This is a genomic window from Trichormus variabilis 0441 (assembly GCF_009856605.1).
In the GTDB taxonomy this organism is placed as follows: domain Bacteria; phylum Cyanobacteriota; class Cyanobacteriia; order Cyanobacteriales; family Nostocaceae; genus Trichormus; species Trichormus variabilis.
This window is the reverse complement of the sequence record NZ_CP047242.1, coordinates 1,180,284-1,205,794: the sequence shown is the minus strand read 5'-3', so window position 1 is coordinate 1,205,794 and position 25,511 is coordinate 1,180,284. Positions and strand designations below refer to the sequence as shown.

24 protein-coding genes are annotated in these 25,511 nt (G+C 41.2%); 6 read left to right on the top strand and 18 right to left on the bottom strand.

From position 1 onward, the window contains the following. Positions 1-122 precede the first annotated feature (122 nt). Positions 123-1,940 (bottom strand): ABC transporter ATP-binding protein, encoded by a 1,818-nt coding sequence (locus GSQ19_RS04735; protein ID WP_011321645.1) that lies wholly within the window; start codon positions 1,938-1,940, stop codon positions 123-125. Between the two features lie 290 nt (positions 1,941-2,230). Here GSQ19_RS04735 and GSQ19_RS04730 point away from each other — a divergent pair, with 290 nt between their 5' ends. Beyond that, positions 2,231-3,550, top strand: a complete 1,320-nt coding sequence (locus GSQ19_RS04730; RefSeq protein ID WP_011321644.1) for an NAD(P)/FAD-dependent oxidoreductase — start codon at positions 2,231-2,233, stop codon at positions 3,548-3,550. A gap of 113 nt (positions 3,551-3,663) precedes the next feature. Here the strand turns inward: GSQ19_RS04730 and GSQ19_RS04725 are convergent, their stop codons facing one another. The 4 genes from GSQ19_RS04725 to patD form a co-directional block, all read right to left on the bottom strand. Continuing rightward, a complete protein-coding gene (locus tag GSQ19_RS04725) occupies positions 3,664-5,316 on the bottom strand; it encodes a dipeptide ABC transporter ATP-binding protein (protein ID WP_011321643.1) in 1,653 nt (550 codons plus the stop codon). Between the two features lie 118 nt (positions 5,317-5,434). Beyond that, on the bottom strand, positions 5,435-5,899 hold the full coding sequence (locus tag GSQ19_RS04720; RefSeq protein ID WP_011321642.1) for a type II toxin-antitoxin system VapC family toxin: 465 nt from the start codon (positions 5,897-5,899) through the stop codon (positions 5,435-5,437). Then, on the bottom strand, positions 5,900-6,163 hold the full coding sequence (locus GSQ19_RS04715) for a hypothetical protein (RefSeq protein ID WP_041457116.1): 264 nt from the start codon (positions 6,161-6,163) through the stop codon (positions 5,900-5,902). It abuts the gene before it with no gap. Positions 6,164-6,423: 260 nt separating this feature from the next. Beyond that, positions 6,424-6,783 (bottom strand): heterocyst frequency control protein PatD, encoded by a 360-nt coding sequence (gene patD / locus GSQ19_RS04710; protein WP_011321640.1) that lies wholly within the window; start codon positions 6,781-6,783, stop codon positions 6,424-6,426. A 285-nt stretch (positions 6,784-7,068) separates the two neighbouring features. Here patD and GSQ19_RS04705 point away from each other — a divergent pair, with 285 nt between their 5' ends. Beyond that, positions 7,069-9,324, top strand: coding sequence for a RelA/SpoT family protein (locus tag GSQ19_RS04705; RefSeq protein WP_011321639.1), 2,256 nt, complete (start codon positions 7,069-7,071; stop codon positions 9,322-9,324). Between the two features lie 103 nt (positions 9,325-9,427). Here the strand turns inward: GSQ19_RS04705 and GSQ19_RS04700 are convergent, their stop codons facing one another. Beyond that, positions 9,428-10,366: a Sll0314/Alr1548 family TPR repeat-containing protein gene (locus GSQ19_RS04700; protein WP_011321638.1), complete on the bottom strand. Its 939-nt coding sequence runs from the start codon at positions 10,364-10,366 to the stop codon at positions 9,428-9,430. Positions 10,367-10,686: 320 nt separating this feature from the next. On the opposite strand from GSQ19_RS04700, the gene GSQ19_RS04695 reads away from it, so the two are divergent. Then, positions 10,687-11,361 carry an ABC transporter ATP-binding protein gene (locus GSQ19_RS04695; protein WP_011321637.1) on the top strand — a complete coding sequence of 225 codons (675 nt, stop codon included), beginning with the start codon at positions 10,687-10,689 and terminating at the stop codon, positions 11,359-11,361. 68 nt (positions 11,362-11,429) lie between these two features. Here the strand turns inward: GSQ19_RS04695 and GSQ19_RS04690 are convergent, their stop codons facing one another. The 4 genes from GSQ19_RS04690 to truB all read right to left on the bottom strand — a co-directional run bounded on the left by GSQ19_RS04690 (position 11,430) and on the right by truB (position 14,631). Then, the gene (locus GSQ19_RS04690) at positions 11,430-11,942 is read right to left on the bottom strand and encodes a hypothetical protein (RefSeq protein WP_011321636.1); all 513 of its coding nucleotides are present in this window, start codon (positions 11,940-11,942) and stop codon (positions 11,430-11,432) included. A 734-nt stretch (positions 11,943-12,676) separates the two neighbouring features. After that, the gene (locus GSQ19_RS04685; protein WP_011321635.1) at positions 12,677-13,060 is read right to left on the bottom strand and encodes a nuclear transport factor 2 family protein; all 384 of its coding nucleotides are present in this window, start codon (positions 13,058-13,060) and stop codon (positions 12,677-12,679) included. Between the two features lie 142 nt (positions 13,061-13,202). Then, the gene (locus GSQ19_RS04680; protein WP_011321634.1) at positions 13,203-13,571 is read right to left on the bottom strand and encodes a Lin0512 family protein; all 369 of its coding nucleotides are present in this window, start codon (positions 13,569-13,571) and stop codon (positions 13,203-13,205) included. Between the two features lie 178 nt (positions 13,572-13,749). After that, entirely contained in the window at positions 13,750-14,631 is an 882-nt protein-coding gene (gene truB, locus GSQ19_RS04675; RefSeq protein ID WP_011321633.1) for a tRNA pseudouridine(55) synthase TruB, read from the bottom strand. 121 nt (positions 14,632-14,752) lie between these two features. Between truB and GSQ19_RS04670 the strand changes: the two genes are divergently transcribed. Further along, complete coding sequence (locus GSQ19_RS04670) at positions 14,753-15,124, top strand: hypothetical protein (protein WP_011321632.1); 372 nt, start codon at positions 14,753-14,755, stop codon at positions 15,122-15,124. A 203-nt stretch (positions 15,125-15,327) separates the two neighbouring features. Continuing rightward, on the top strand, positions 15,328-16,083 hold the full coding sequence (locus tag GSQ19_RS04665) for a glutathione peroxidase (RefSeq protein ID WP_011321631.1): 756 nt from the start codon (positions 15,328-15,330) through the stop codon (positions 16,081-16,083). Between the two features lie 159 nt (positions 16,084-16,242). On the opposite strand, the gene GSQ19_RS04660 is transcribed toward GSQ19_RS04665, so the two are convergent. From GSQ19_RS04660 to GSQ19_RS04635, 6 genes are all read right to left on the bottom strand, one after another. Further along, positions 16,243-16,629 (bottom strand): peptidoglycan-binding domain-containing protein, encoded by a 387-nt coding sequence (locus GSQ19_RS04660; protein ID WP_011321630.1) that lies wholly within the window; start codon positions 16,627-16,629, stop codon positions 16,243-16,245. Positions 16,630-16,724: 95 nt separating this feature from the next. After that, positions 16,725-17,192 (bottom strand): cupin domain-containing protein, encoded by a 468-nt coding sequence (locus GSQ19_RS04655; RefSeq protein WP_011321629.1) that lies wholly within the window; start codon positions 17,190-17,192, stop codon positions 16,725-16,727. Positions 17,193-17,233: 41 nt separating this feature from the next. Continuing rightward, positions 17,234-18,151, bottom strand: coding sequence for a DMT family transporter (locus GSQ19_RS04650; protein ID WP_011321628.1), 918 nt, complete (start codon positions 18,149-18,151; stop codon positions 17,234-17,236). A gap of 72 nt (positions 18,152-18,223) precedes the next feature. Continuing rightward, a complete protein-coding gene (locus GSQ19_RS04645; RefSeq protein WP_041457114.1) occupies positions 18,224-19,399 on the bottom strand; it encodes a GNAT family N-acetyltransferase in 1,176 nt (391 codons plus the stop codon). Positions 19,400-19,724: 325 nt separating this feature from the next. Continuing rightward, entirely contained in the window at positions 19,725-20,444 is a 720-nt protein-coding gene (locus GSQ19_RS04640) for a DUF4079 domain-containing protein (RefSeq protein WP_011321626.1), read from the bottom strand. Positions 20,445-20,519: 75 nt separating this feature from the next. Next, positions 20,520-20,954 carry a DM13 domain-containing protein gene (locus tag GSQ19_RS04635; protein WP_011321625.1) on the bottom strand — a complete coding sequence of 145 codons (435 nt, stop codon included), beginning with the start codon at positions 20,952-20,954 and terminating at the stop codon, positions 20,520-20,522. 315 nt (positions 20,955-21,269) lie between these two features. Here GSQ19_RS04635 and GSQ19_RS04630 point away from each other — a divergent pair, with 315 nt between their 5' ends. Beyond that, positions 21,270-22,538: a tetratricopeptide repeat protein gene (locus tag GSQ19_RS04630; protein WP_011321624.1), complete on the top strand. Its 1,269-nt coding sequence runs from the start codon at positions 21,270-21,272 to the stop codon at positions 22,536-22,538. Between the two features lie 216 nt (positions 22,539-22,754). Here GSQ19_RS04630 and GSQ19_RS04625 read toward each other — a convergent pair whose 3' ends face one another. Both GSQ19_RS04625 and GSQ19_RS04620 read right to left on the bottom strand, forming a co-directional pair. Continuing rightward, positions 22,755-23,585 (bottom strand): DUF4114 domain-containing protein, encoded by an 831-nt coding sequence (locus GSQ19_RS04625; protein WP_011321623.1) that lies wholly within the window; start codon positions 23,583-23,585, stop codon positions 22,755-22,757. A gap of 512 nt (positions 23,586-24,097) precedes the next feature. Continuing rightward, positions 24,098-25,306, bottom strand: coding sequence for an RNA-guided endonuclease InsQ/TnpB family protein (locus GSQ19_RS04620; protein WP_011321622.1), 1,209 nt, complete (start codon positions 25,304-25,306; stop codon positions 24,098-24,100). Positions 25,307-25,511: the final 205 nt, after the last annotated feature.

Genomic DNA, 25,511 nt, shown 5'->3' with positions numbered 1-25,511 from the left:
GAAAAGGGGCAGGGAGCAGGGGGCAAGGGAGAAAACTTGGGACGAAGCTTGTACTTCGCCCCAGCAAGAACGACTAAGTAATTTAAAGGCGTAATAGCTTAACACTACAAACCGGTACCCATCTAATCTAGGAGTTCCCCAGTTTCTTGGAGGGAGTGCAAGCGGCGGTAAATCCCTTCTTGACGCAAAAGTTCATCGTGGTTACCAACTTCGACAATCTTTCCTTGGTCTAGAACTACTATCTTATCTGCTTCGCGGACTGTACTGAGACGGTGAGCAATGACGATTGTAGTGCAAGTACCCTGAATCGATCGCATCGCCAATTGAATTGCACGTTCAGACTCATAATCTAGGCTAGAGGTGGCTTCGTCAAAAATCAGCACATCGGGTTCTACTAGCAAGGCTCTAGCAATCCCCAAACGTTGTCTTTGTCCACCAGATAACCTCACCCCACGTTCCCCGACAACAGTGTAATAACCTTGGGGTAATTGCTGCATTACTTCGTCAACTCTGGCAATTCTACAAGCTTCTTTCACCTGCTCAAAAGTAGCCTCAGGTCTACCGTAGGTGAGGTTATCTAAAACAGTACCGTTGAAAACGTCTACTTCTTGGTGAACGATCGCCAGTCTGCGTCTATACTTACCAACATTCAAGGTGCGAATATCTTGACCATCAATCAAAATTTGCCCATCCTGGGGTTCAAAATAGCGCAAAAGTAGTTTCACCAAGGTAGACTTACCAGAACCGGAGCGCCCCACTAATGCCACTGTTTGGTATGGTTCAATTAATAAGTTGATATCTTGTAACACTTTCCGGCTAGCATCATAACCAAAACTGATACGAGAGAATTCAACTTTGCCAGTGAATTTGTAGGGTGAGGATGTGTCGTCTTTTTCCAAAAGACTAGCTGCATCGTATCCAGTCGGCTCTTGCAGAAACTCGTGAAACCGCAGCATGGAGGAATAGCGACGAGCAAACACTTCTGCTAATGTGCTAATCGGTTCTAACTCAGAATACGCCATACTAGATAGGGTTAAAGTCATGACGAAATGACCAAGGGAAACCCTACCACTTACTGTTGCGGCTAATGTTAAACCCAAGATGCTAAATACACAAAACTGAATCACGGTTTTTTGCCAAGTCAGCAGGTTAACATAGCCTTTGTGGATACGATAATCTACTACTTTTAACTCACGATCTAAACGCTGTTTTTGTCGTTTTAGTTCTTTCGATTCTGTAGCAAAAGCTTTCACCGTTTTGATATTGGTGATTAGTTCAGATGTGCGGCTTTCTGTGTTTTCTGCGTATTTATCTAGAAGACTTTCGTGCCAAATTATTCTCTGTAACTGTTTCAAACTAAAGCCGAGAATAATGACGAAGGAAATCAGATATAAAATGGCAATTCGCCATTCAATCAATATGATAAATACAAAAATTCCTAAGACACGAAACAGTTTGGGAATTAACTGTCCAGCTATTTCTGGATATGTCCAAGTGTGATTAGAAATACCTCTAGCTACTCTTCCGGCAATGCGTCCGGGATTATTGACATCATAAAATTCTAAGGGAAGTGTGAGAATTTTCTCAATCGCTGATTGAGTTTTATTCCGACGTGACCTTAAGGCTATATCCCAGTGAAACCAACTGGTTAACCAAGGTTGAGTCGGCGCTCTCACTACGGTAACCAGAAAAATTAAACCCATTAATACGCCCAAAGATAGAGGTTTGCTAACTGGGTAATTAGTTAATTGTGATAGAGTGGCGATCGCACCTTCTAAGGGTTTATCCAAAGGTTGATTGGACAAAACATTCAAAATTTGCCCAATTGCATAAGGAACAAGTAAATCCACAATTTCGTACACACTAGACGCTGCAATAGTGAAGGCACTCAGTTTCCAGTCGTCACGAAAGTAATTGACAATATCTTTAAATTTAGCCATGATGCACACTGTCCAAGAGCGCGAGCGTTAGCTTGGAGAATCTATACTACATTAGTGCTACAAATGTAGTCAATGGTTTAGAGAATTAAATCACCCATTTGGGGGAGAAAGACAGGATTTAGGGTTTGTTCAAGTTCTTGATTTTTCGTTTTCATGGGTAAGTTCTAAAGATAACTTTCGCTACTTTCATGATTTTTTCAATTGTTCTGAATAAACGGCAACCTTAAGCATAATTCTGCTACATCTTTGTTAAGAAAAGTTACAACGCTCTTAACACAGGATTATGTTTTATGGTAGATTTACATGAAAAAAAGGCACCACATCAGGTTGTAATTGTTGGTGGTGGCTTTGGTGGACTTTATACAGCAAAGACTCTTGCGAAAGCAAATGTAAGTGTTACTCTTATCGATAAACGTAACTTTCACTTATTTCAGCCACTTTTATATCAAGTTGCTACAGGTACCCTATCACCTGGCGACATTTCCTCACCATTACGAGCTGTATTCAGTAAAAGTAAGAATACACAAGTGTTGCTGGGAGAAGTAAAGGATATTAATCCCAAAGCACAACACGTTATCTTGGATGATAAAGTAGTACCATATGATACATTGATCGTCGCCACAGGTGCTAACCATTCTTATTTTGGGAAAGACCACTGGAAAGACCTTGCACCCGGTTTGAAAACCGTGGAAGACGCGATAGAAATGCGTCGCCGGATATTTGGCGCATTTGAAGCAGCAGAAAAAGAAACAGACCCCGAAAAGCGCCGTGCTTGGCTGACTTTCGTGATTGTAGGGGGCGGCCCGACTGGTGTAGAATTAGCGGGTGCGATCGCCGAATTAGCATACAAAACCCTCAAAGAAGATTTTCGCAGCATCGACACCTCAGAAACAAAAATTTTACTACTGCAAGGGGGCGATCGCATCCTTCCCCACATTGCGCCAGAGTTATCCCAAGTAGCAGCAGAATCTTTGCAAAAGTTGGGTGCAATTATCCAAACTAAAACGCGGGTGACCAATATTGAAAATGACATCGTTACTTTCAAAAATGGCGATGAAGTTAAAGAAATTCCCTCAAAAACTATATTATGGGCAGCAGGTGTAAAAGCTTCCCCAATGGGAGAAGTCCTAGCAGAACGCACAGGTGTAGAATGTGACCACGCCGGACGTGTAATTGTAGAACCAGACTTAACTGTTAGAGGTTACAAAAACATTTTTGTTGTGGGAGATTTAGGCAACTTCTCCCATCAAAATGGTAAACCCTTACCCGGTGTTGCACCCGTAGCTACACAACAAGGAGAGTATGTAGCCAAACTCATTAAAAAACGCCTAAAAGGTCAAACTTTGCCAGAATTTCGTTATAATGATGTGGGCAGTTTGGCAATGATTGGGCAAAACCTAGCTGTCGTAGATTTGGGCTTAATTAAGCTGCAAGGTTTTATTGCTTGGGTATTCTGGCTATTAATTCACATCTACTTCTTAATCGAGTTTGACACTAAACTACTAGTAGTATTTCAGTGGGCGTGGAATTATATCACTCGTAATCGTCGCTCCAGATTGATTACAGGTCGAGAAGCTTTTGTAGAACCAAAAACGGTGAATCAACAATAGCTGTGACTATCTATGGCTAACTGATTTCCCAGCAACACATCATTAGTGAAGACGCGATGAGTCGCGTCTCTACAGTCCAGAATAAAGCACATCTTCATGAAGAAACGGTATGACTACGCTCTTGCAAGTAAGGGTGCAGCCGCTAAGAGAGTTTGGGTGTATGGATGCTGGGGATGAGCAAAAATCTGCTTTGTTTCCCCAAGTTCGACAATTTTACCGCCGTGCATGACAGCAATGCGATCGCACAAAAATCTTGCTAACCACAAGTCATGGGTGATAAACAAATAAGTTAACTCAAATTCTTCCTTGAGTTGCAACATCAAATCCAGCACTTGCGATTGCACACTAGCATCTAACATACTCACAGGTTCATCGCAGATTAACATTTTAGGACGAGTAATCAACGCACGAGCGATCGCCACCCGTTGCTGTTGTCCCCCAGATAAATCGGAGGGGTAGCGCTGATAATAAACTTCTGGTGGCGTTAAGCCGACTTTTTGCAACATCCACAACACTTGTTCTTTCGCCTTAGCCGCATCAGCTAGGTGATGGATTAATAAAGGGTCAGCAATACTTTCTCCCACCGTCATGGCTGGATTCAGACAAGCATGGGGGTCTTGAAACACCATTTGAATTTGTCGCCGACAAGCGCGGATTTCTTGACGCGATAACTTGGTTAAATCTTGGCCTAAAAACTCTACTTTGCCTGAGGTGGGACGAATTAACTGTAATATCGTCCGCGAAAGCGTACTCTTACCGCATCCAGACTCACCCACTAACCCTAAAATTTCCCCTGGATATAATTCCAAGTTAATCCCATCTACAGCTTTAATAGTTTGGCTTTCCGCCTTAAATAGTCGTTCTACAAAGTTAGGCTCTATCGTGTAATACTGCTTTAGTTCTGTAATTCGTAGGATTGGCGATTGGGGACTAGGGATTGGGGACTGGGAGGCTTCGCTACTACCTTCATCTACTGCTTGAATATGCAGAGCGGCTTTGAGGAGCGATCGCGTATATTCATGTTGGGGGTTTTTAAATACAGATTCAGTTGTACCCATTTCCACCATTTTGCCGTTATACATTACACCGATGCGGCTACAATACTCAGCTACCATTGCTAAATCGTGAGAAATCAGTAACAGCGCCATGTTTTCTTCACTGCATAGGCGGGTTAACTCTTGTAATATCTGAGCCGAGACAGTGACATCTAAGCTAGTCGTGGGTTCATCAGCGACAATTAACTTGGGGTTGAGGAGGAGGGCGAGAGCGATCGCTACCCTTTGGCGCATTCCTCCGCTAAACTCATGGGGGTACTGTCCCCAACGACTAGCCGGAATCTTCACCTTTTCCAAAGTCGCCAGCGCCTTTTCCTTTGCTTCTTTGGCTGATAATTCCGGTGCGTGGGCTTGCAAAGTTTCGATACAGTGATTCCCAATCGTCATCAAAGGATCAAGGCGCGTCATCGGGTCTTGGAAAATTAAAGCTACAGCTTCCCCCCGAAATTTCCGCAATTCATTGGGTGTTAAATCAAATACCGACTTTCCTTGAAAAGTCACCCGCCCTTCCACCAGACTAGAAGGTGGTAACAAACGCATCGCCGCCCTTCCCAAGGTCGATTTACCACAACCAGATTCACCTACCAACCCCATTCTTTCCCCTGGTTGCAAGGTAAAAGATACATCATCAATCGCCCACTGTAGTTCTTCTCCACTACGCTGTGGATAGGCGACACGCAGATTTTCTATACAAAATAATTCTTTATTCATAAATTTAGTTATCAGCCCAGGGCTACCAGCTTCTATAATTTCAAATTTAAGCTAGTGTATCAAATTCTTTAAATAGCTGTTCGAGGCAATCAAAATTCTAAATCTAGGTGACTTCACCTTAAAGATGAGTGTTGGGATTTTCAATAACTAATCCTTCACTAGAGGCTGCTAGATTCAACTCATTATCTGCTGAGATAAAAGTGACAGAAGACAAACCGTTAGCAATTCCTAGTGCATTCACGGCCAGTCCAGTTGCGAGCTGAGTAGCATCATAACCACGTAAACCATAGGTTTCAGCCAAGGACATAGCAGAAATAATTACATTTTCAGTAATTTCGACAACTTGATACTCGGTTTGCAAATCTTTGCGAAACTGATTACATACTAATTTTGCATCTACAAAACTTATGCTTCCGCCACGAGATCGTCTTGTAACTGCGGCGACAATCTCGACACCTGTGATTGCTGCAATAAAAACTTCGTTACTCAAAGCAGGTTCAAACAAACCTAATACCCATGATGAACCAATCTCATTAACGTAACGCTTGACTAATGCACTACTGTCTATAAAATAAATCGCCATCTAGCGGCGTTCCTCAACAATTGTTTCAGAAATAGGTTTTCCCTCTACCTGAATCAGTTGCTGTTGAGTTGGCGTAAAACACGAATGACGTTTGATTTGTTTCACTAAGCCAGAATTTAATAATGCTTGATGAAATGCTGTTTGATTAGTGGTTTCTTTTTTTATAACCAAACATTTCTGAATAGCTTGATTTAACTGCTGTAGCTCCTCTACATCCATCTGATTAATTTGATTAAGTATTTCTTGAAGCTGTAATTGTGCCATAAGTGCCATAATTGGAGATTATTTTAGGCTTGGGCTTGCTGTACGGGATACTGTTCTAATTTTGGTGGCAAGTTAAGAGTTTAGGTCATTGGTTTCTTGTGTATGACACTATATATTCTAAACTTGCCAAGCCGAGATAATGAATATAATTTATTCTGGTAAGCTTATAACTGTTTAGGATTCTCACCTTTTGCAACGTTAACCAGACCTGCGTAAGTTACCCTTAGTCTCAGTATTCTCAAACCCCAAATATGTGTAACTTATAACTCTTTTTCGTTTGGTGGCGTTTGTTGCAGTATGGCGTGGCAATATTGAATTAGAGTATGGAGGCGATCGCTTATCGTCTCTAATCTTGTTTTGGCTGTAGATGGTTGTCGCGCTCCTTGTAAAAACATCACATCTACCTCTAATAGACGCAGTTGTTTGCTAATTTCTGTCTTGTAGGGCTGTATACGTGCATCCTCCTCAGCTAAAGGTGCGATTTCCTCCCCAAAGAGTTGCTTTAAACCAGCTAGGCGTTGGCGTGCTTCTGTGACGACGATTTGATTCGTGTTGATTCCCTGACGGAACTCCAGTAGTAATGTTACTAGGCTCTGATATTTTTCAAGATTTAAAGACATCTAGTGCTATTTACGATAGTATTAATGTCAAGAAAATTATTTATACAATAAATCTAATCAGGCTATTATCAGCATCACCAGCCTCAAGTATTGTATTGAGGCTGCGTTTGCAATATATATTTTTTCCCATTTATGTTTTTTCCAACCCGAAATAGACCATTACTATAGTCTCATAGGGTATCTCACACAGCGTTTACTGCCCTCACCAGGGTAACAGCATGACCAACAAAAGTGCTGTTAATTGCGTCAACCTCTCAACTATCCACCGATCACCTCTTCTATTGTATGAGCAGCATCGCTATTAGTTCCCCAACCGACCTTAGCCTTCCAGAATGGCTGAAGCAATGTTTGCGGGATTCATCAACATATGGCAGCAAGGCAGAAAATGACCGAATGTGTAGTGATAACACGTTAATCTGTCGGGCATTTGATTTTGCTTACCAACTGCATCACGGACAATATCGCAAATCTGGAGAACTATATATTAGTCACCCCATCGCTGTAGCCGGGCTGCTGCGGGACTTAGGGGGTAGTCCTGCTATGATAGCAGCTGGATTTCTTCATGATGTAGTCGAAGATACAGATGTCACAATTGAGGAAATAGAAGAGCGTTTCGGCCCGGAAGTCAAGCAGTTGGTGGAAGGTGTCACCAAGCTTTCTAAAATCAATTTTAAAAGCAAAACCGAAAGTCAAGCGGAAAACTTCCGGCGGATGTTTTTGGCGATGGCGCAAGATATTCGGGTAATTGTGGTGAAGTTAGCAGACCGTTTGCATAATATGCGAACTCTGCAATATATGTCAGAAGATAGCCGTCGACGTTCAGCCCAAGAAACACGAGATATCTTTGCACCTTTAGCCAATCGCTTGGGGATCTGGCGAATTAAGTGGGAATTAGAAGATTTAGCCTTTAAGAATTTAGAGCCGGAAGCTTTTCGGCAAATGCAAAAGTATGTTTCCGAAAAGCGGGACGCACGGGAAGAGAAATTAGCCAAAGCTACAGCAATTTTACGCGATCGCCTCCAGCAAGCAGGAATTCGCTGTCTAGATATCAGTGGTCGCCCTAAGCATCTTTACAGTATTTACCAAAAGATGCACCGACAGCAAAAAGAATTTAATGAAATTTATGATCTAGCAGCACTGCGGATTATTGTCGAAACCAATGAGGAATGTTACCGGGCTTTAGCTGTAGTACATGACGCTTTTCGCCCGATCCCCGGCAGATTTAAAGATTATATCGGCTTACCCAAACCCAACCGTTATCAATCTCTGCACACAGGGGTTATCGGTTTAACTGGTCGTCCTTTGGAAGTGCAGATTCGGACAATGGAAATGCACCGCATCGCCGAATACGGGATCGCCGCCCATTGGAAGTATAAAGAAACTGGTGGTTCTAACAGCCTGATAACAACATCAGATGAAAAGTTTACTTGGTTGCGTCAATTGTTGGAATGGCAAAGTGACCTCAAAGACGCACAAGAATATCTCGATAGCGTTAAAGATAACTTATTTGAAGATGATGTTTATGTCTTCACGCCCAAAGGCGATGTAATTCCTTTAAGTCCTGGGGCTACAACTATAGATTTTGCCTATCATATTCATACAGAAGTTGGTAATCACTGTGCCGGGGCGCGAGTTAACGGACGCATGGTTCCTTTATCAACTAGACTAAGCAATGGCGATATTGTAGAAATTATTACTCAAAAGAATAGCCATCCCAGCTTAGATTGGCTCAACTTTGTGAGAACTTCCGCCGCCAAGTATCGAATTAAACAATGGTACAAGCGATCGCGCCGGGAAGAAAATGTGGCTCGTGGTCGAGAATTATTAGAAAAAGAATTGGGGAAAACTGGCTTAGATAGTCTTTTAAAGTCGGATGCAATGCGGACTGTTTCCGAAAAATGTAATTATCACAGTGCTGAAGATTTACTCGCAGGTATGGGTTACGGCGAAGTCACACTCAACTTGGTGTTAAATCGCTGGCGAGAAGTGGTTAAATCCCAACAGCCGGTAGTAGATACGCCCATATTATTGCCCAAAGAACCATCTACCGCCAAAGCACCCACACCCATCACCCGTGCAACAGATTCACCAATTGTGGGTGTAGAAGGATTGGTATATCACCTCGCTGGTTGTTGTACACCAATCCCCGGTGAACCAATTATTGGCGCAGTAACACGGGGTAGGGGAATTTCCATCCATCGCCAAGGCTGTCATAATTTAGAGACAGTGGAATGCGATCGCCTAGTCCCCGTTAGTTGGAACCCAGTCGCAGAAAATAGAGGTCGTCCCCAAACTTACCCAGTCAATGTTCAAATAGAAGCCCTAGACCGGGTGGGAGTATTAAAAGATATCTTGTCTCGACTGAGTGACCAAGGGATCAACGTACGTTACGCCCAGGTAAAAACAGCAGTTAATCAACCAGCATTAATAGACTTAGGTATAGATATACGCGATCGCCCACAACTAGAACAAGTGTTCATCCAAATCAAAAAAATGAGCGATATTCTCAATATTCGCCGTGTAGGACAAATTGATGAGTGATGGGGACTGGGTAATGGGTAATCGGTAATTGGTGATGAAACAGACTTTTATTTGTCCCCAATCCCCAGTCCCCAGTCCCCAATCCCCAGTCCCCAATTACCAATTACCGCCTCGCACTATTAAGGTTATTAACAGCATTATTGCGTTCGCTTTCAATTTGCTTTACCAATGAAATGGGAAGCTGAGACCTTTTAGTTAAGGCTTTGTCAAAATTAGCGATTGCTTCTCGAATTAATTGCTGGCTTTTTTCTTGGCTACCTTGTCCTTGGAGAATTTGCGCTTTGAGATAATACAACTCAGGGTTATCTGAAGCTTCTTTGATGGCGCGGTTAGCATAATCTAGAGCTTGAGGATACTGTTTTAAATCACGATAGGCGATCGCAATACCTCGATTAGTTAAATACTGAGGCGCAGCATTTCTTTGTAGCCGATTAATCGCCTCATCTGGATTGGCGAAGGGTAAACTCACAGACAGCATCAAGTCCATATAACCCTTGAGTAAATTCAATTCTGGATCTTGCGGAGAAATCGCTTCTGCTTTATCCAGATGTTCATATACTTGTCTTAGCCGTCCCAAAGCTTGAGGTGCGCCTCTGAGTGTACCTTCACGGCTAATAATTGCCCCTCCTTCTAAAAAATGCCCTACAGCTGTGTAAATATTGCCCCGTAATTCGTCAGTTGCAACTAATTTCTGTCCTGTTTCCAGGGTTTTCTTGCCGTAATTACTCAGCCCTGCCAAATCTCCATTAATGTATGCTAAAGATGCTTTCATAGCGTAAGCTAGAGGCTCATTGGCTTCACTGGAGATTGCTTGATTAAGGTGACGTTCTGCGGTGGGATAATCACCCCGTTGAAAAACTGCTTTAAAAGCTTGTTCTGTATTGTCGCCAATGTTACGCGGTTTCTCTGCGCGGAAGGGATCGCCAGCCCATGATGGATTGCTTGCCAAAGTTAAGGCGATCGCCACCCCAAAACTTGCCTGAGCTAGCTTATTTACTTGAGAAAATATTATTGAGTGAGGAGAGGGAAAATTTTTGAGCATGAATCAGCCTCAGAATAATTGCGGTTGAAAAAGTTGTCTATGTTACTTAAAATACTGAATTATTTAGTTATGATTTGCGTGTATAGCAGATAATATACTCCTCACACTTAGACTTGAGTCATCATGTCAAGTTCCCAAAATTACTGTAATCACCGCTTTTGGGGAATCTGTCACAATGGAACCATCAGGATGATCTTTGCTGGTAAATTGAGGTTTTAATTGAGTAACAATCTATAAATCCTGAGCGAAGTTTCCAGCCTTTCTAGTTGTAGTTAATCTTAGTTAGTGAGTTCTTTGCCAACGTTTGGTAATCTTAACAAATGCTCTATCTCCGAAATCTGGTTTACTATCCCACCGCTTGCCCAACAGCTATCCTCAAGTCTGTCAATCTAGAATTACCACCCCAAAAGCTGGGTTTGATTATTGGCCCAAGCGGTTCTGGTAAAAGTACTTTATTAGAGATTTTATCTGGACTAGCCGAACCAACATCTGGTGGAGTTTTCTGGCGAGAACAAGAACTCATAGCCGAACAGCTACAACAATTAGCAGGTTTGGTGTTTCAGTTTCCCGAACGGCACTTTTGCGGTGGTACGATTTTAGAAGAATTACGCATAGGGCATCCTGAATTAGGGACAGAGCGAGTTAGACAAGCATTAGGTGAAGTGGGACTAGAGCATTTATCGCTTTCGGCTGCACCCTATGCTTTAAGTGGGGGTCAACAACGGCGGTTAGCCTTGGCGGTACAATTAATTCGCCAACCCAACTTATTATTACTAGATGAGCCGACAGCCGGATTAGATTGGTCAATGCGTCGGCAACTAGTGAACTTATTAGCCAAACTTAAACAAGATTGGACATTATTAGTAGTAACACATGATGCTGGTGATTTGTTGGCGATCGCTGACTACTGCTGGACATTAAACCACGGTGAATTAATATCAGTAGAGCCAGCGACATTAGAAGCGAAAGTTAAAGAACCCCAGCCTATGGCGTGAGTCCATGATTTGACGTGATGAGTGGCGCTCTTTCGGTTGAGTCGCACTCATCATTCAGTATTGTGTGATTAATGTTGAATTTCTAGATTGAGAATATAGCGCCCTAATTGGACTTTTTCAGCCCACAATTCATATTCCACACGCAAATGCTCTGGTAGTTCGTTTCCACTGAGAGTCAAGCTATTGGTATAGTTCCGTAAGCGGATGGGATCACTGGGTTGTAACGACTCGGTTGGCAACCAATAACGACTTACGCCATAAACGCCCTGTTCCCAGAAGTGACGATAACTCACTTGATCGTTACCTTGCATGGTCATAATTACTCGATAGGGAGAAATTTCTAACCACAAAACTCTAGGGCTAGCAGGGGCATAAGCTTTACTAGTACGTGAAGCAAGTTGTTCTTCTTGAGTATCAGGACTTGCTAATTCACAGGTGATAAGCGGCGGTGTAGTCAGTAATAAATGGAACCTATCAAGGTCTTTTTGATATAGTGTTCCAGCAGTTTCTACAACAGACCAGAATGGTAGGTCAGTTGATATAAGTGATAAGCACACGGGCTTGCGGTGATGGGTCAGCATGGGAGCAATGAGGGCTAAAAGCTATTGAATGAGATGTAATTAATACCAGATGATCTACTAGGTCAGGATGAGCAACTAAAGAATAAAACCTGATTAATATTAACTGAAGTTGCTTATTTAGGAAGCTAAATAAACAAACATCAAAATAAATTTGATATAAGTCCCAATAATCCAAACTATATTTACTCTACGATGTATAAATTTGTAAGTAAAGTAAATGAAAACTTATACTTATGTGAATAATCTAAGGTGATACATTCAAGATAACAGGATTTGTGAAAATAACTCTTCAGGGATTTATTTAACATTAAGGTAGCAATAATTAAAAAAACTCAACCAATTACACCCTTTACCAATGATACCAAGCGTGTAGTATGTAGTTAGTCGGACTGAATGTAATTTGGAATGCTGAGGAGTAGCGGGTAAAAAAATTGTTGTTTGGAGGCGATCGCTATGTTAGTACTACTCTGGATTACAGTTGTCTGCTTTATTTGGTTGCTGGGCTTGAGTCTGTTGGCAGAAATTTGGTTTTACGAAGAAGAGCAAGAGTCGTCATGATGAACTATTGCAGAAAAAGCCTTTGGTAAATTAATACAATCACCAGAGGCTTTTTTGCGAATTGGTAATTGCTAATGGGGAATGGAGAGAAGATAAAGAAAAGATTAATTATTATTTTCCTTCCTGATCCTGCTCACATTTGGTAGTAATTGAATTCCTGCGCGTGATTAGTTGTTTTAGCGTAACTGTGCAATCATCTGCGCAGGATTCCAATAAGCACGGGTTGTTTGAATCTTTCCTTCAGCGTTAACCTCAAAGATGGTAATTCCTGCAAACTTCACAGGCTTACCACTTTTGCTGATTCCGGCCATCGTCCATTTAACAGCTGCTTCATTAGCAGCAATGAAGATATGCTCGATTGTTGCTTCTAGTTTTTCAAATACCGCCTGTAACTGTCCGATGAATTGACGATATCCCTCATGAACTTTTGCCGGTGGTTCACCGACCGGATCATGACTAATAGCATCTTCGGCAAAATTATCTATCCAGCCTTCTGGATTCATACTTGTGATATTGGCAAAGTAAGCAGTAACAACTTGTTCGATCGCTTCTTGTGACATGGGAGTAAGGAATAAATATTAACTATTAACAGGAGAAGGGTTTAGGGGTTTAGGGGTTTAGGGGTATAAATGTTTGAAACCCTTACACCTTTACACTCTCACACCCGGTCTCAACAGAAAATATGGGTGCGTAATTTCTAAACTATTGATTAGTTTCTACCAAAACTGTTACTGATGCGATCGCTACTAACATTTCGTCATTTTTGTCGTTGAGTTCAGCAATAGCGCGTCCCTGAACTACCATACCCCCAAATTCTACTTTCAAGCTTTTGCGTCCGAAGGGTAAAACCGCTAACACTTCTTCTTCTCTAACTTTTTCTGGATAAGGTACTGCTACCTGGACTTCCACAATCATTTCATTGGGATGACTTAAACCAGCGACTTCCCACACACCCGGTAAGGCGTTGTGAGCGATCGCATTCCGGACAGCCCTAGCTGCGGCTACCGTCGGTTCCTGTCCATGCTGATCTACTCCCATCCCCATTTCGATAATCAAGCGTTTAAGAGCCACAGTGACCTCCTGAAATACACCATTCTCACTTTAATAGGACTTATGCACCTAGATTTTCTGTTGAGACGGGGTGTAAGGGTGTAAGGGTGTGAGGAAAAGAAAGATTTACCCCTAAACCCCTAAACCCCTAAACCCTTCTCCAAACCCTTGATCTTTCGTTTTCATGCGTAAGTCCTATTTAAGAAATCGGTTCAAACACCATTTGAGGAATTAACACACCAGTTTGTAATTCTCCAATACCCAAGAAAATATTGGTTTCTGCTTGATAAACGCGCACTTTACCAACAGTTTCTAAATTTAATTCAATTCGCTGTCCCTGACACCATTTTTGTGCAGAGATGCTAGGTAGGGTAACTGACGGTAAATATTGCAAAGCTGCATCGGCGGGGGTTGGTTCAAAAGTCCCAGCTTGCAGTTGAGTTTCTAAGTCCGTCAAGGTGAGACTATCTGTTAAATTAAAGCCACTGCTGTGAGTGCGGATCAAAGCGGCGAGAGTTCCACCTGTGTGGAAAATTGCACCTAAATCACGAGCGATCGCTCTAATATATGTACCACTACCACAGGCGATCGCCACATCCAATTCGGGAAAATCTCCTTCCCGCCAATCCAAAACGTCTATACTAAAAACTTCTACAGTCCGCGCTGGCACTTCTATTGTTTCACCTTTACGCGCCAAATCATATAAGCGTTTCCCTTCTACTTGAATTGCACTGTAAATGGGTGGTATTTGTTCAATCTTACCGATAAATTGGGAAAGCGAAGTTTTTACTTCAGATAAACTCAATCCCCCACAAGGTTGAGAACTAATAATTTCACCTTGCAAATCGTCTGTTGTCGTCTGCACACCAAAACGGACTGTAGCTTTATAAGCTTTGTCACTGGGCAGATATTGTAATAACCTTGTAGCTTTGCCAACTGCGATAGGTAACACCCCAGTAGCTGCTGGATCTAATGTTCCTGCGTGTCCCACTCGTTTGAGGCGTAACATTTTTCTTAACCGTGCTACACAGTCGTGGGAAGTCCACCCAAATGGTTTGTCTAAATTAATAAAACCTTGCATAGTAACAATTCAAAATTCAAAAATAAAAAATAAACCAGAGACTAGGGGTTAGTGTTTTTGTTCTCCACCCCCTGCATAGCACTTTCAAGCTAGACTAAAACAAATTATTGAGGAAGCGTTAATGATAAAGCCAAATGGGGTTAAAAGTGAAGCTGTAGAGGAATTAACGACAGTGTCAGAGGTGGAAAATTTGCCTGAAGCTGTGGATGATCCCCAAGATATTGATAATATTTTGAACTCCTTAAAATCCCTACTGAGTTCTGTAGAAAAGCTGCAAAAAGTTCGTCAGGAAGTGGGAGATATTAAACCTTTGATCGGGCGGATGCTTGATGGCGAACTGGTGTCCGGTGAAGAACTGGAGCAGCTTAAGACTGGTGTAAGTGGTCTAGCTCGCTTGGTGCGCGCTTATAGTGACCACCAAGCAGCTTTGACTAAAGCACAACCCGCTAGGCAATTACTAGATCAGGTTTTGAAAGAGCGCAAGGCTAGTTGAAACTCTGTAAAAGTCTTAGTTTGTGGATATTATAGACTCGTTGCTCCCATCAGGAAGAGGTTTGCAGGTGTGCGTTACACCAATAACTATAAATATCATGGTGTAACTACAAAAATTTTCCTTGTTGACAAATATAGTCATAATGACTACGCTTAAGAGAGGAGACAATCAAAAGTAAAATTTTGTCAGCAGGGGTTAAATATATGTTTTCCAATCGAGAAGGTCAAAGAGTTCCTCAAGTCACCTTTCGGACTCGTCAAAATAACGAATGGGTGAATGTAACAACTGATGATTTATTCGCAGGTAAAACAGTCGCCGTCTTCTCTTTACCTGGTGCATTCACGCCTACTTGTTCATCTACTCACCTACCCGGTTACAACGAGTTGGCTAAAGTGTTTAAAGAGAATGGTGTTGATGAAATCGTTTGTATTTCAGTAAATGATGCTTTTGTGATGAACGAATGGGCAAAAACCCAAGAAGCAGAAAATATCACTCTGATTCCTGATGGTAATGGGGAATTTACCGAAGGGATGGGAATGTTAGTAGATAAGGCGGATTTGGGGTTTGGCAAACGTTCATGGCGCTATTCCATGCTGGTGAAAGATGGCGTAATTGAAAAGATGTTCATTGAGCCAGATGTACCAGGTGATCCATTTGAGGTGTCTGATGCTCAAACAATGCTCAAATACATTAATCCTCAAGCAGCCAAGCCAAAATTAGTTTCCTTGTTTACTAAAGTTGGTTGTCCTTTCTGCGCTCGTGCCAAAGCCGCGCTACAAGAAAATGGTATAGAGTACGAAGAAATTACCTTGGGTAAAGGAATTACAACTCGTTCTCTGCGTGCTGTCACAGGTGCAACAACTGTTCCGCAAGTATTTATTGATGGTGTATTAATTGGTGGCTCAGAAGCCTTAGCAGAATATCTGAGTGCAATCAAACAGGAAAAAGTAGGAGTTTGATAGGCTATCAAAAATTATCCACAATGTAGGGTGCGTCAGTGAGATAGAACCTAACTATACTCAAATATTATTCATACTGACGCACCCTACCAAACTATCAATTTCGGATCATTTATTTTTTGGTGTCCTCTAGCGTCTATCAAACTCTTACTTTTCAACCTACTGATTCCGCCAACGACGAGCAAATTCATTGAGTGTAGCTGCGGGAATTTGACTTTGCAGCCATTCCAAAGCAGATACTTGATGGGGAAATTGGGTTGGGTCGTAGTTGAGAGCAACATCTACTAAACGAATTGTGGGAGTAGGAACCTTTCGTAAAGCTACCCAAGTTTTTGAGCCAACAATTCCGTCAGCAGTCAGACCGTTGGCGCGCTGAAATTTGACCACTGCGGCTTGGGTTCCTGCACCAAAGATCCCATCAACTGATACCTTTACACCCTTGGCATTCAGCAACCGTTGTAATTCAGTCACAGCCGCACCAGAGTCACCTTGGCGGAGTAGAGGTTCCGCAACTTTAGAGGCTTCTTGAGCATTAGTGTTAGTCATGAAAAATTTCCTTTGTATGTAGGTGATTTATTACATAGGAAAACTACATGATTGATTGGGCTATTTACGGAAGAATTTTTTCATCTCCCATTACCCTATTCATATAGCGTTCCATCTTGGTGAATAAATTGTCTGGATTTGCCATCAGGACTAGGTGGTGTCATCAAATCTGGTACATCGGGATAAAAACCTTGGTCATTGGGGGTGCGATCGCCTACTTCTAAATACACCCCAACCACCGCAGAGCGATTGACTAAATGATGTCCATTGGCTTCACCTGCGGGAAATCCAGCCGCCATTCCTGGTGTCAGAATTTCTTCTCCAGCATCTGTAATTAAAGTCAGTTCACCTGCCAATATATAAATGAACTCGTCTTGATGAGAATGCCAGTGTCTTAAAGCAGAAAAACTCCCTGGCTCTAACTGCACTAAGTTGACTCCAAAATTCTTCAACCCAGCAAAGTTGCCCAACCTTTGTCGTATCCGTCCTGCAACCATCGCTTTGAAAGCATCGGGGTAATTTGTGCCTCTTTCCATAGGCACATTGTTAGGGTCGATAATCATAAGATTATTAACTAGTAAACAAGTTTGTTGTAGATTTTAGACTATGAGGCTTTTTTTAAGGCGATCGCCACTGAACCACTTACCACTAAACACGCTCCCACAATTCCTGTAGTTGTCAGAGGTTCTGGGGGAATTAAATCAGGTGCAATGAGTGATATCAACTCCACTGCGAGTAAAGTCAAAATCGGTGCTAGAGCTAAAACTGCACTTACCCGTGAGGCTTCCCAATGTTCTAGAGATTCAGCAAAAGCACCATAGGCAATTACTGTGTTTAAAGCGCAAAAAAGTAATGTGAATAAATGAAGATTACTGAGTTGATTAATTGCATCAAACTTAGTGAAAGGAGTGAAGAGTAATGTACATCCTCCATAAATAACTAGCATGATTTGGGCAGAAGATAGGGACTGTAATAATTGCTTTTGTGCTAAAGCATAAATAGCCCAAACTACTGCGCCTAAAACTACTAAGGCACTGCCGTAAACATAGGTATCATGGGATGTAATAACGTTAGTCAGTTGAGAACGAAAGAATAAAACGTAACCTAAAGTTAATATACCAACACCAAGCCATTGAAAGAAATTGTATCTTTCTTGAAAAAAAATTAAGCCACCAAAACCTAACAAGAGAGTAGCTAATTGAATAATTACTTCGGCATTTGCAGGTGATGTTAAGGCTAGACCTTGCATAAACAGAAAGTAATTAGAGGCTAACATGAGTGTGGCGATCGCTAATAACTTCCAAGAATTAGCTTGTAACTGTTTTAGCTTTGGCAAGTTACCACGCATCCCTAAATACACAGCCAGCAAGGCAAATGATACCAAAAAGCGAAACCAAATAACTGTATATACATCAAGTGCTTGCAGTACCACCTTTAGCGCTAGTGGTAGAATTCCCCACAAAAAAACAGTTAGCAGAGATAAAGCCAGGCCTAAGCGCCAGCGACCAGAACTGTGGTGCATAATAATTCGTAATTCAAAAATCTAGTAAAGTATCTAGGTGAAATAGGAAAAGCTCATCCCCTATGCTCCTACTTAAAAGAAATCAATCATCCAAGGGGATTCACCTGCAAAGATTTGCGTAGCTTTGAGGAGTGCGGTTTCTGTCGCTTGGAGTTTTCCTGTGAGCTGCAACTGACGGGGTGTAAATAGACTGGTGTACAAGGATGCTAATCCTTTAATATCTAGCTGCAATTCACCTTTGCCACCTTTTGTTACTTCGCTTTTGCCATTAGCAACAGATAAGATAAATTTACCTTGGTTGGTAGCTAAAAGGTCATCTTGTACTTCTAAATGTAACTCCGCTTCTACTCCTAGTGGATAACCCCGCGCCTCCAGTGCTTTGCAAACATTGACGATTCGCAACATCCAACGGTCTTGACTCCTGATTGTGGCACTTTGTTCTGGTAGCAGCAATGTCAACGCATCGATGACAGAACTTTTCCACGTTACTTTGTCAATTTGGGAGCGATGATTGGCAATAAATGTCCAAAAACTTTGGACAGCAGGATTTGAAAGCGTTACCCAATCTCTAATTCTGAGGATTGAGCCATCTCTGGTTCGTTCTTGAGTAAAGATGATGTAACCTTGTGGTTTGTCTTTGTCACCAATTAAATAACTATAGAGAGTTTCTGTATCAAGTGTGCGATTTAATCCTTGCCAAATGGCAGGATGTCGATCTAAGTATCCGTGCGTCAGTTGCGCCTGTTGTTGATACAACTCATGAAAGATGGGATTATTTTTGAGAACTACGGGTTCTAAGGGTAAAGAGGCGTGTTGAATTTGAATACTATCGGTGGGAATTTCCCACACGCAAGAACTACCAGCTTGTTCATACCCTGCTTTTCGATAAAGGCGTTGTGTAGCTGGATAGAGAACCGAGATAGGGATGTCTTGCTCAGAGATTTCTTGGAGGGTATGCTGAATGAGCGCGATCGCAGCTCCATCACCACGATATTCTGGAGCAATACCCACAGCCGCAATCCCCGCCATTGGTACACGCTGACCCCCCCACCACTGACCCATCGGTAAAATTGCCAGTCCACCTGCAACTTTCTGTTCACGGTAAATAACGCGAAAGTTTTCTAAGCCAATACCTTTGACATAAATTTCACTGTCACCAAAGGACATGACAAAGCACTGTTCAAGAATATTCCCCAGCTGTTGAATATTCTCTTGACTAGCCTTGGTGTATTTAAATCTAGGTGTCATTGGTTCTACCATGAGAAGCACGAGTTACAATGATACTACAATATGTGTTAGTTACTCGCTTTGTTCTGTAGAATCATCCGATTGGGGGCAATTTGAGCAAATAATTCGTAATACCAGTTTTAATTTGTATAATTTATGACTTGCTATAAATCGTCTGGATTGACACCTAATTCTTTTAACTTTACTGCAAGACGTTCCGCTATTGCTTGTGCAAACTGTGACTGCTCTCACCCTGTCATGAGTAAATTACCCTGATTATCCCACCAGCGTAACCAGGGTAATTCGAGATTCTGATATAGAATTAAACTCTGTGCGATCGCCGACTTTATTTTGATTCTTGGGATGGGGGATTTGGGCAAGTTTTCTGAGCAAAATTGCACTGGTAAACGTATGGTTCTTGCCAACTTAAAGGAATTTCTAATAAATCTCGTGTACCTGTAAAACCTTGTCCAATAAATAATAATAAAGCAATGGTATTGAGAATAGTGTGAATAATCCGCCAGCGATGGGTTTTATCTTGATAAATATCCTGCACAATAGCTACAGAAAAAATCATTAGCAGTGATGCAGCTATACCTATATAGTAATGCGACCAATACCATTCATTTGTTCGGCGAAATACTCCATCTTGACAACCAATAACTACTAAGCCAACACCAGTTAAAGTGGCAAATATACCACGCCAGAGCTTTTGTTTTGCCTGATAGAGAAAGACTAAGGAAGCTATAGTTAAAACAAACATGATAAGAATAAAAATAACTTGGGTTAAATTCTTATTCCATAGTTGATTTTTAATAATATTTTTACCAATCGCATACCCTAAGCCAACTAAAGATATACCTACAACTGCACTACTTAACCATTCGCCTATGCGCCTATGTTCTGTTCCCACTATAGGAGGAATCTTGCTTTTACCTCCCGCTAATGTCTGAAAACGACGTTGGCGTGTTTGCCAGGCAAAGTTACTGACAATGCCAATTAAAGGAAATACAAAAATGACGGCGATCGCTGGATGTATCAGACCTAAAAAATCGGCTATTTCCATATATTTTTTGAGTGATGATTTCTGAGTACTGAATCGTCTTTAACTTCTTGTTTGATTCACAGTACTTCTGCAAATTTATAAAATGGCATAACCGAAAGTAGCATTAAATTTTCGACACCATATAGCTATAGATTTAAATTGTTGCAAATTAACATTATTTGGTAAAGCATAACGTTGATTGCCAGTTGTTTTTTGTAAACGAGCAAGACTCACATAATCTTTTTCTTTAATTCCGGATATTGGTGGTTTTTCAAAACGATACAGAATTACATATAAGTCTGGGCCTTGATCGGTTTTGAAATTTTGATCAAACTCCAGGTAGTTCTTCCCTGCTTCTTTCACTACGGAAACTTGTCCTTGAGTTGGATGTTCTCCAGCTTGGAAATTACCTGGCTTCACGTCAGCAGTAGCTACAGTTGTTGCTGTTGGTGTTTCAGTAACAGTCTGATTTGTACAACCAACACTTAAAATACTAATTAACCCAATAATGATTAAATATTTATATCTCATAGGTTAAATTTCCTTAAATTGGCAATTTAAGGATAATATATAGCTTCTTGTCAGCAAAAAAATGAGTTAAAGCTGAGAATTAGTTAAGAATTATTTTTACTATAGGCATCTGATTTGCAAACTGAATAAAAACTATTGATGAATTTCTTTGTGTACGAAAAGAATACTTAGCTGTAGTGAACTGCAAACAAGCCATTTTTGAAAATACATTATGGGTCTTGGCTGTTCCTTTTGGCTAATCAAGTGATATACCAGTATTGATAGTTCTGATTTTCATAGTTCTGTCATGGGCAAGGTAAGACATAGATAAATGCTATGAATAACGAGTTTTATAACCAGGGACTGGAAAAAGCTAAACAAAGAGACTACGCTGGAGCCATTGAGGAATTTAGCCGTGCTTTAAAACTTACTCCTTATTTTGCGGAAGCTTATTTACAAAGGGGTTTAGCATATTATGACTCAGGAGCAATCCTTTTGGCTGTGTCAGATTACACTGAAGTTATCAGGATAAACCCTGAAAGTGTGGAAGCATATTACTGTCGATCATTAGCACGGCTAGCTCTGAAAAATTTACCAGGGGCGCTGGAAGATGTAGAACAGGCGATTCGGCTAAATATTAATTATGCTGCGGCTCATCACTTACGGGGGACAGTGCGGCGCAAACAGGGATACATTCAAGATGCGATCGCTAGTTTTAAACAAGCTGCGGAATTATACCTACAGCAGAAAGACCAGGAAAATTGTCGTCTGTGTCTAGAGAAAATTAAACAGTTACAGCCACCGAAACAATCCACCATACAGCCAACAAAGTCTCCCATTGCACCCATCACATCTGTGAACGAATATTTTACCCAGCTATTAGACAAAGCCGAACAGGGAGACACCAGAGAAGCCATAGCCGATTTAAACTGGATATTACAAGCCGATCCTCAAGATGCTCAAGCCTATTGCTGTCGGGGAGTGGTACGGTGCAAAATGGGAAATTATCGAGAAGCGATCGCCGATTTTAACCAAGCATTACAATTAAACTTTCAAGATGCAGTCGTTTACCGTAACCGAGGTAAAGCACGTTCTCTATTAGGTGATCATCGAGGTGCGATCGCCGATTTTAATCAAGCCATTCAAATACAGCCAGAAGACACCTTAGGTTATGTTGCCAGAGGAAATACCTATCGTGCAATGGGTAATTATCTGGGTGCTATTCAAGACTATGGCAAAGCGTTGCAGATTAACCCCCATGATGCCCAAGCTTACTACAATCGCGGCATAGCTTACACTTTTCTCGAAGAAATGCAAAACGCCGTTGAAGACTATCAACGTGCAGCCAGTATCTTTTGTGAACAACAAGACTGGGAAAATTACCAACTAACCCAAGATAGCCTCAAACAAATTCAGACATCTATTCCCGAATATAAACAACAAAAGTCGAATGTGCTGCGTCAAAAACTCCTGCGGTTGGTTGGTGGGTATTGGGAAATTGCTCAAAGATTAATTCAGCAGCAAAAAGATTACCAACCAGGGATGTCGGAAGAATGGTATATGCAGAAAGTGATTGATGATTTAGAACGCGATCGTGGCAGATAAAAGCAATTCGCAATTTGCAATAAAAAACAGATATTTTGACTTTGAATTTGCAGAGTACACCCTAATAACGTAATTTTAAACATAAATTCACCCATATCATAAATATGGGTGAAAACGCATTTACCATTTTTAGTGTCTTTGGTGGATGACTGCACTGATAGTTGCTGTTTCCAGCAGTGTGATGTGATAGGAACGCAGAACAGACTCTAGATTAATTTATTGAGCAGTGGGCTTGTGGCGACGGCGTAACCCTAATACACTGACAGATCCGATAAGTAGCATCGACAAAGTAACAGACGGCTCAGGGGTGGTAGCACTCACTAACGCTTGTACATTTCTCTCACCGATATCAAGAACAACGATCACATCATTGAAATCGCGATCAGAATTTTCATTCCACCTACCAGTATTTACATCTTGTCCGGAAGCACCCAAAGCTCCATACAAATCCTCAAAGCCCAACAAAATATAATTGTTAAAACTATAAGCAACTACGTGTTGTAGTCCATCAGCGTTAGATGAGGTTTTAGTTCCGAAGATATTTGCTGAGTCACCACGGCTTAAACCATCAGCACGCAACCATAAATCGAGTTGAGTACCTGCGGTAAAATTGCCCAGCTTAACTCCATCTCCCAATTGTAAAGTATTACCACCCCAAGCACCAACACACCCTGTACCTTCACAGGCAATGTCATTAAAAACTAATCCTGAACTGTTAGTACTTCCTGTGGCCTCAAAAGCTAATTGGTTTCTGTAACCTGCACCTTCGTTGATGAAGTAAACCGAAACGTCATGGTCATATTTTAGCTTCAGCTTTGTGGGGTCTAATATAAACTGTCCACTGTTTGGTAGCGCAATACCTTCTGCTTGTACGAATTGTTGAAAAGGTGTGTCATTAAAACCAGTGACAGACTTACTTTCAACAGTGGGTTGAGTCCAAGAATTATTCCATGTAAAACCAGATGCAGATGCAGTATCAATTTTGTAGCACAAGCCTGCAATGGTGGCGGCGGTAGTAACTAAAGCGGTTAGTAAGTTAGCTTTCATGTGCAGAATAAATATGTTTAATGTTCTACTAGAATCAGGTTTGTTAATTTGAGAGTTAGACAACGATTGTTGGTGTGTATGTTTACTTCTAACAAAATATTTTTCATAGTTGGGACTTTTATTTAAGTCTCAATGAAAAATTCAAAAAAAGATTTATTTAACGTATTAATACTGATTTATCAGTATTAACTTTTGACAGAAATGATTATGATAAGGGTCGATGATTAAGTAGATAGACAAATTTAAATATAAAATTTTCATGTAGTTTGGCTGGAGTACGTAAACCAGCATTGACAAGATGATTGGTGGCACTATCGCGGTTTGCAATTGAGTTAAATACAGACCTAATCACCAGTCCCTTCCCTTGTAGAGAAGGGGAGTAGGACTCAAAGCCTTTCTTCTTATAGGAGAAAGATCAAAATGTATTGCATACAAACGAGAAGCGCTATATTGCTCTAGCCATCCTATAAAGAATTTTATCTCTGCACTTATTTAATGAAGCTTTCAGTGAACTACCTACACTGACCTTGCGGTACAGTGTAGGCTTCCTGTCCAGCAGAAAGCGTAGTAGTAGATTTCTTACGTCCTCTATTACTGCGACTTACATCTGGGCGGCAGGCTTTATCCCCCGTTCCAGAGGTCAAAATCCGTAGTCCCTCATCTCTGAGGTTAATAGCTGCGTTCACATCCCGATCATGTTTTGTATGGCAGTTCTCGCAAGTCCAGAATCTTACATCTAGCGGTAAACTGCCAACTTGATTTAGACACACATGACAGGTTTTTGAACTAGGGAAGAATCTATCGACTTCCTGATAAATTTTCCCTTCCATATCTGCCTTATATTTCAGCATTGTGCAAAACATACCCCATCCTACTTGATGGATGGATTTAGCCAAACAATGATTTCGCATCATGCCTTTAACATTGAGATTTTCAACCACAATAACTTGGTTTTCGTTAACTATCCTACGCGATAGCTTGTGTAGAAAATCCTCACGGCAGTTAGTTATTTTTCTGTGAACTCTAGCAACTTTGTTTCTAGCTTTAATACGGTTGTTAGAGCCTTTCTGTTTTCTAGATAGCTGTTGCTGTTTGAGCTTTAGATTCTTCTCATGCTTGTCAAGTATTCTAGGATTGTCAAACTTAGACCCCTGACTAGTAATAGCAAAGTGAGTTAATCCCAAATCAATGCCTATTGCCTTGCCGTCTGTATTTGCAGAAGGTTTGTCTTTGCCATCATCAAACAGAATAGCCGCAAAGTATTGATTGGAACAGTTTTTAGATATGGTTACAGTTTTAACTTTTCCCTCAATGGGTCTATGAATTGTTGCTGATACGTCGCCTATTTTGGGCAGACTTAAATAATTATCAGCAACTTTAACATTTTGAGGGTATTGTATTGACTGCTTACCATGCTTTGATTTGAATCTAGGATATTTAGCTCTTTTTTCAAAGAAGTTATTGAAAGCCACGCCAAGATTCAAGCACACCTGCTGTAAACATTGCGAATAGGTTGCTGTCAGCCATTCATGTTCTTTCTTTAACTGAGGGATTATCTTTTTAACTTGATATCCAGACAACCCCTTGCCTGTCTCTTTGTATGCTTGGTTTATCAAATTCAGACAGTAATTCCAAAGCCAACGACAACTGCCAAAAGCTTGAGCCAATGACTGCTGCTGTTGGGCATGTGGATATAACCTGATTTTGACGACCTTGAGCATTTTAGACTAAAATCAATTCACTATAAATTATTATAAAACAATATTTTGCTCGTTTCCTCCATACCCTCTTCCTTAATTTCGCTGACGCTCAATATCAGTCAGAGGACTGTCGTCAACTCACGCGCAATTCATCTCATGCTCCCCTCCGGGTGAGACGTGAGGCTTCTTGCTGTTTCAGCTAAAACATTATGAATTTTGTAAAACT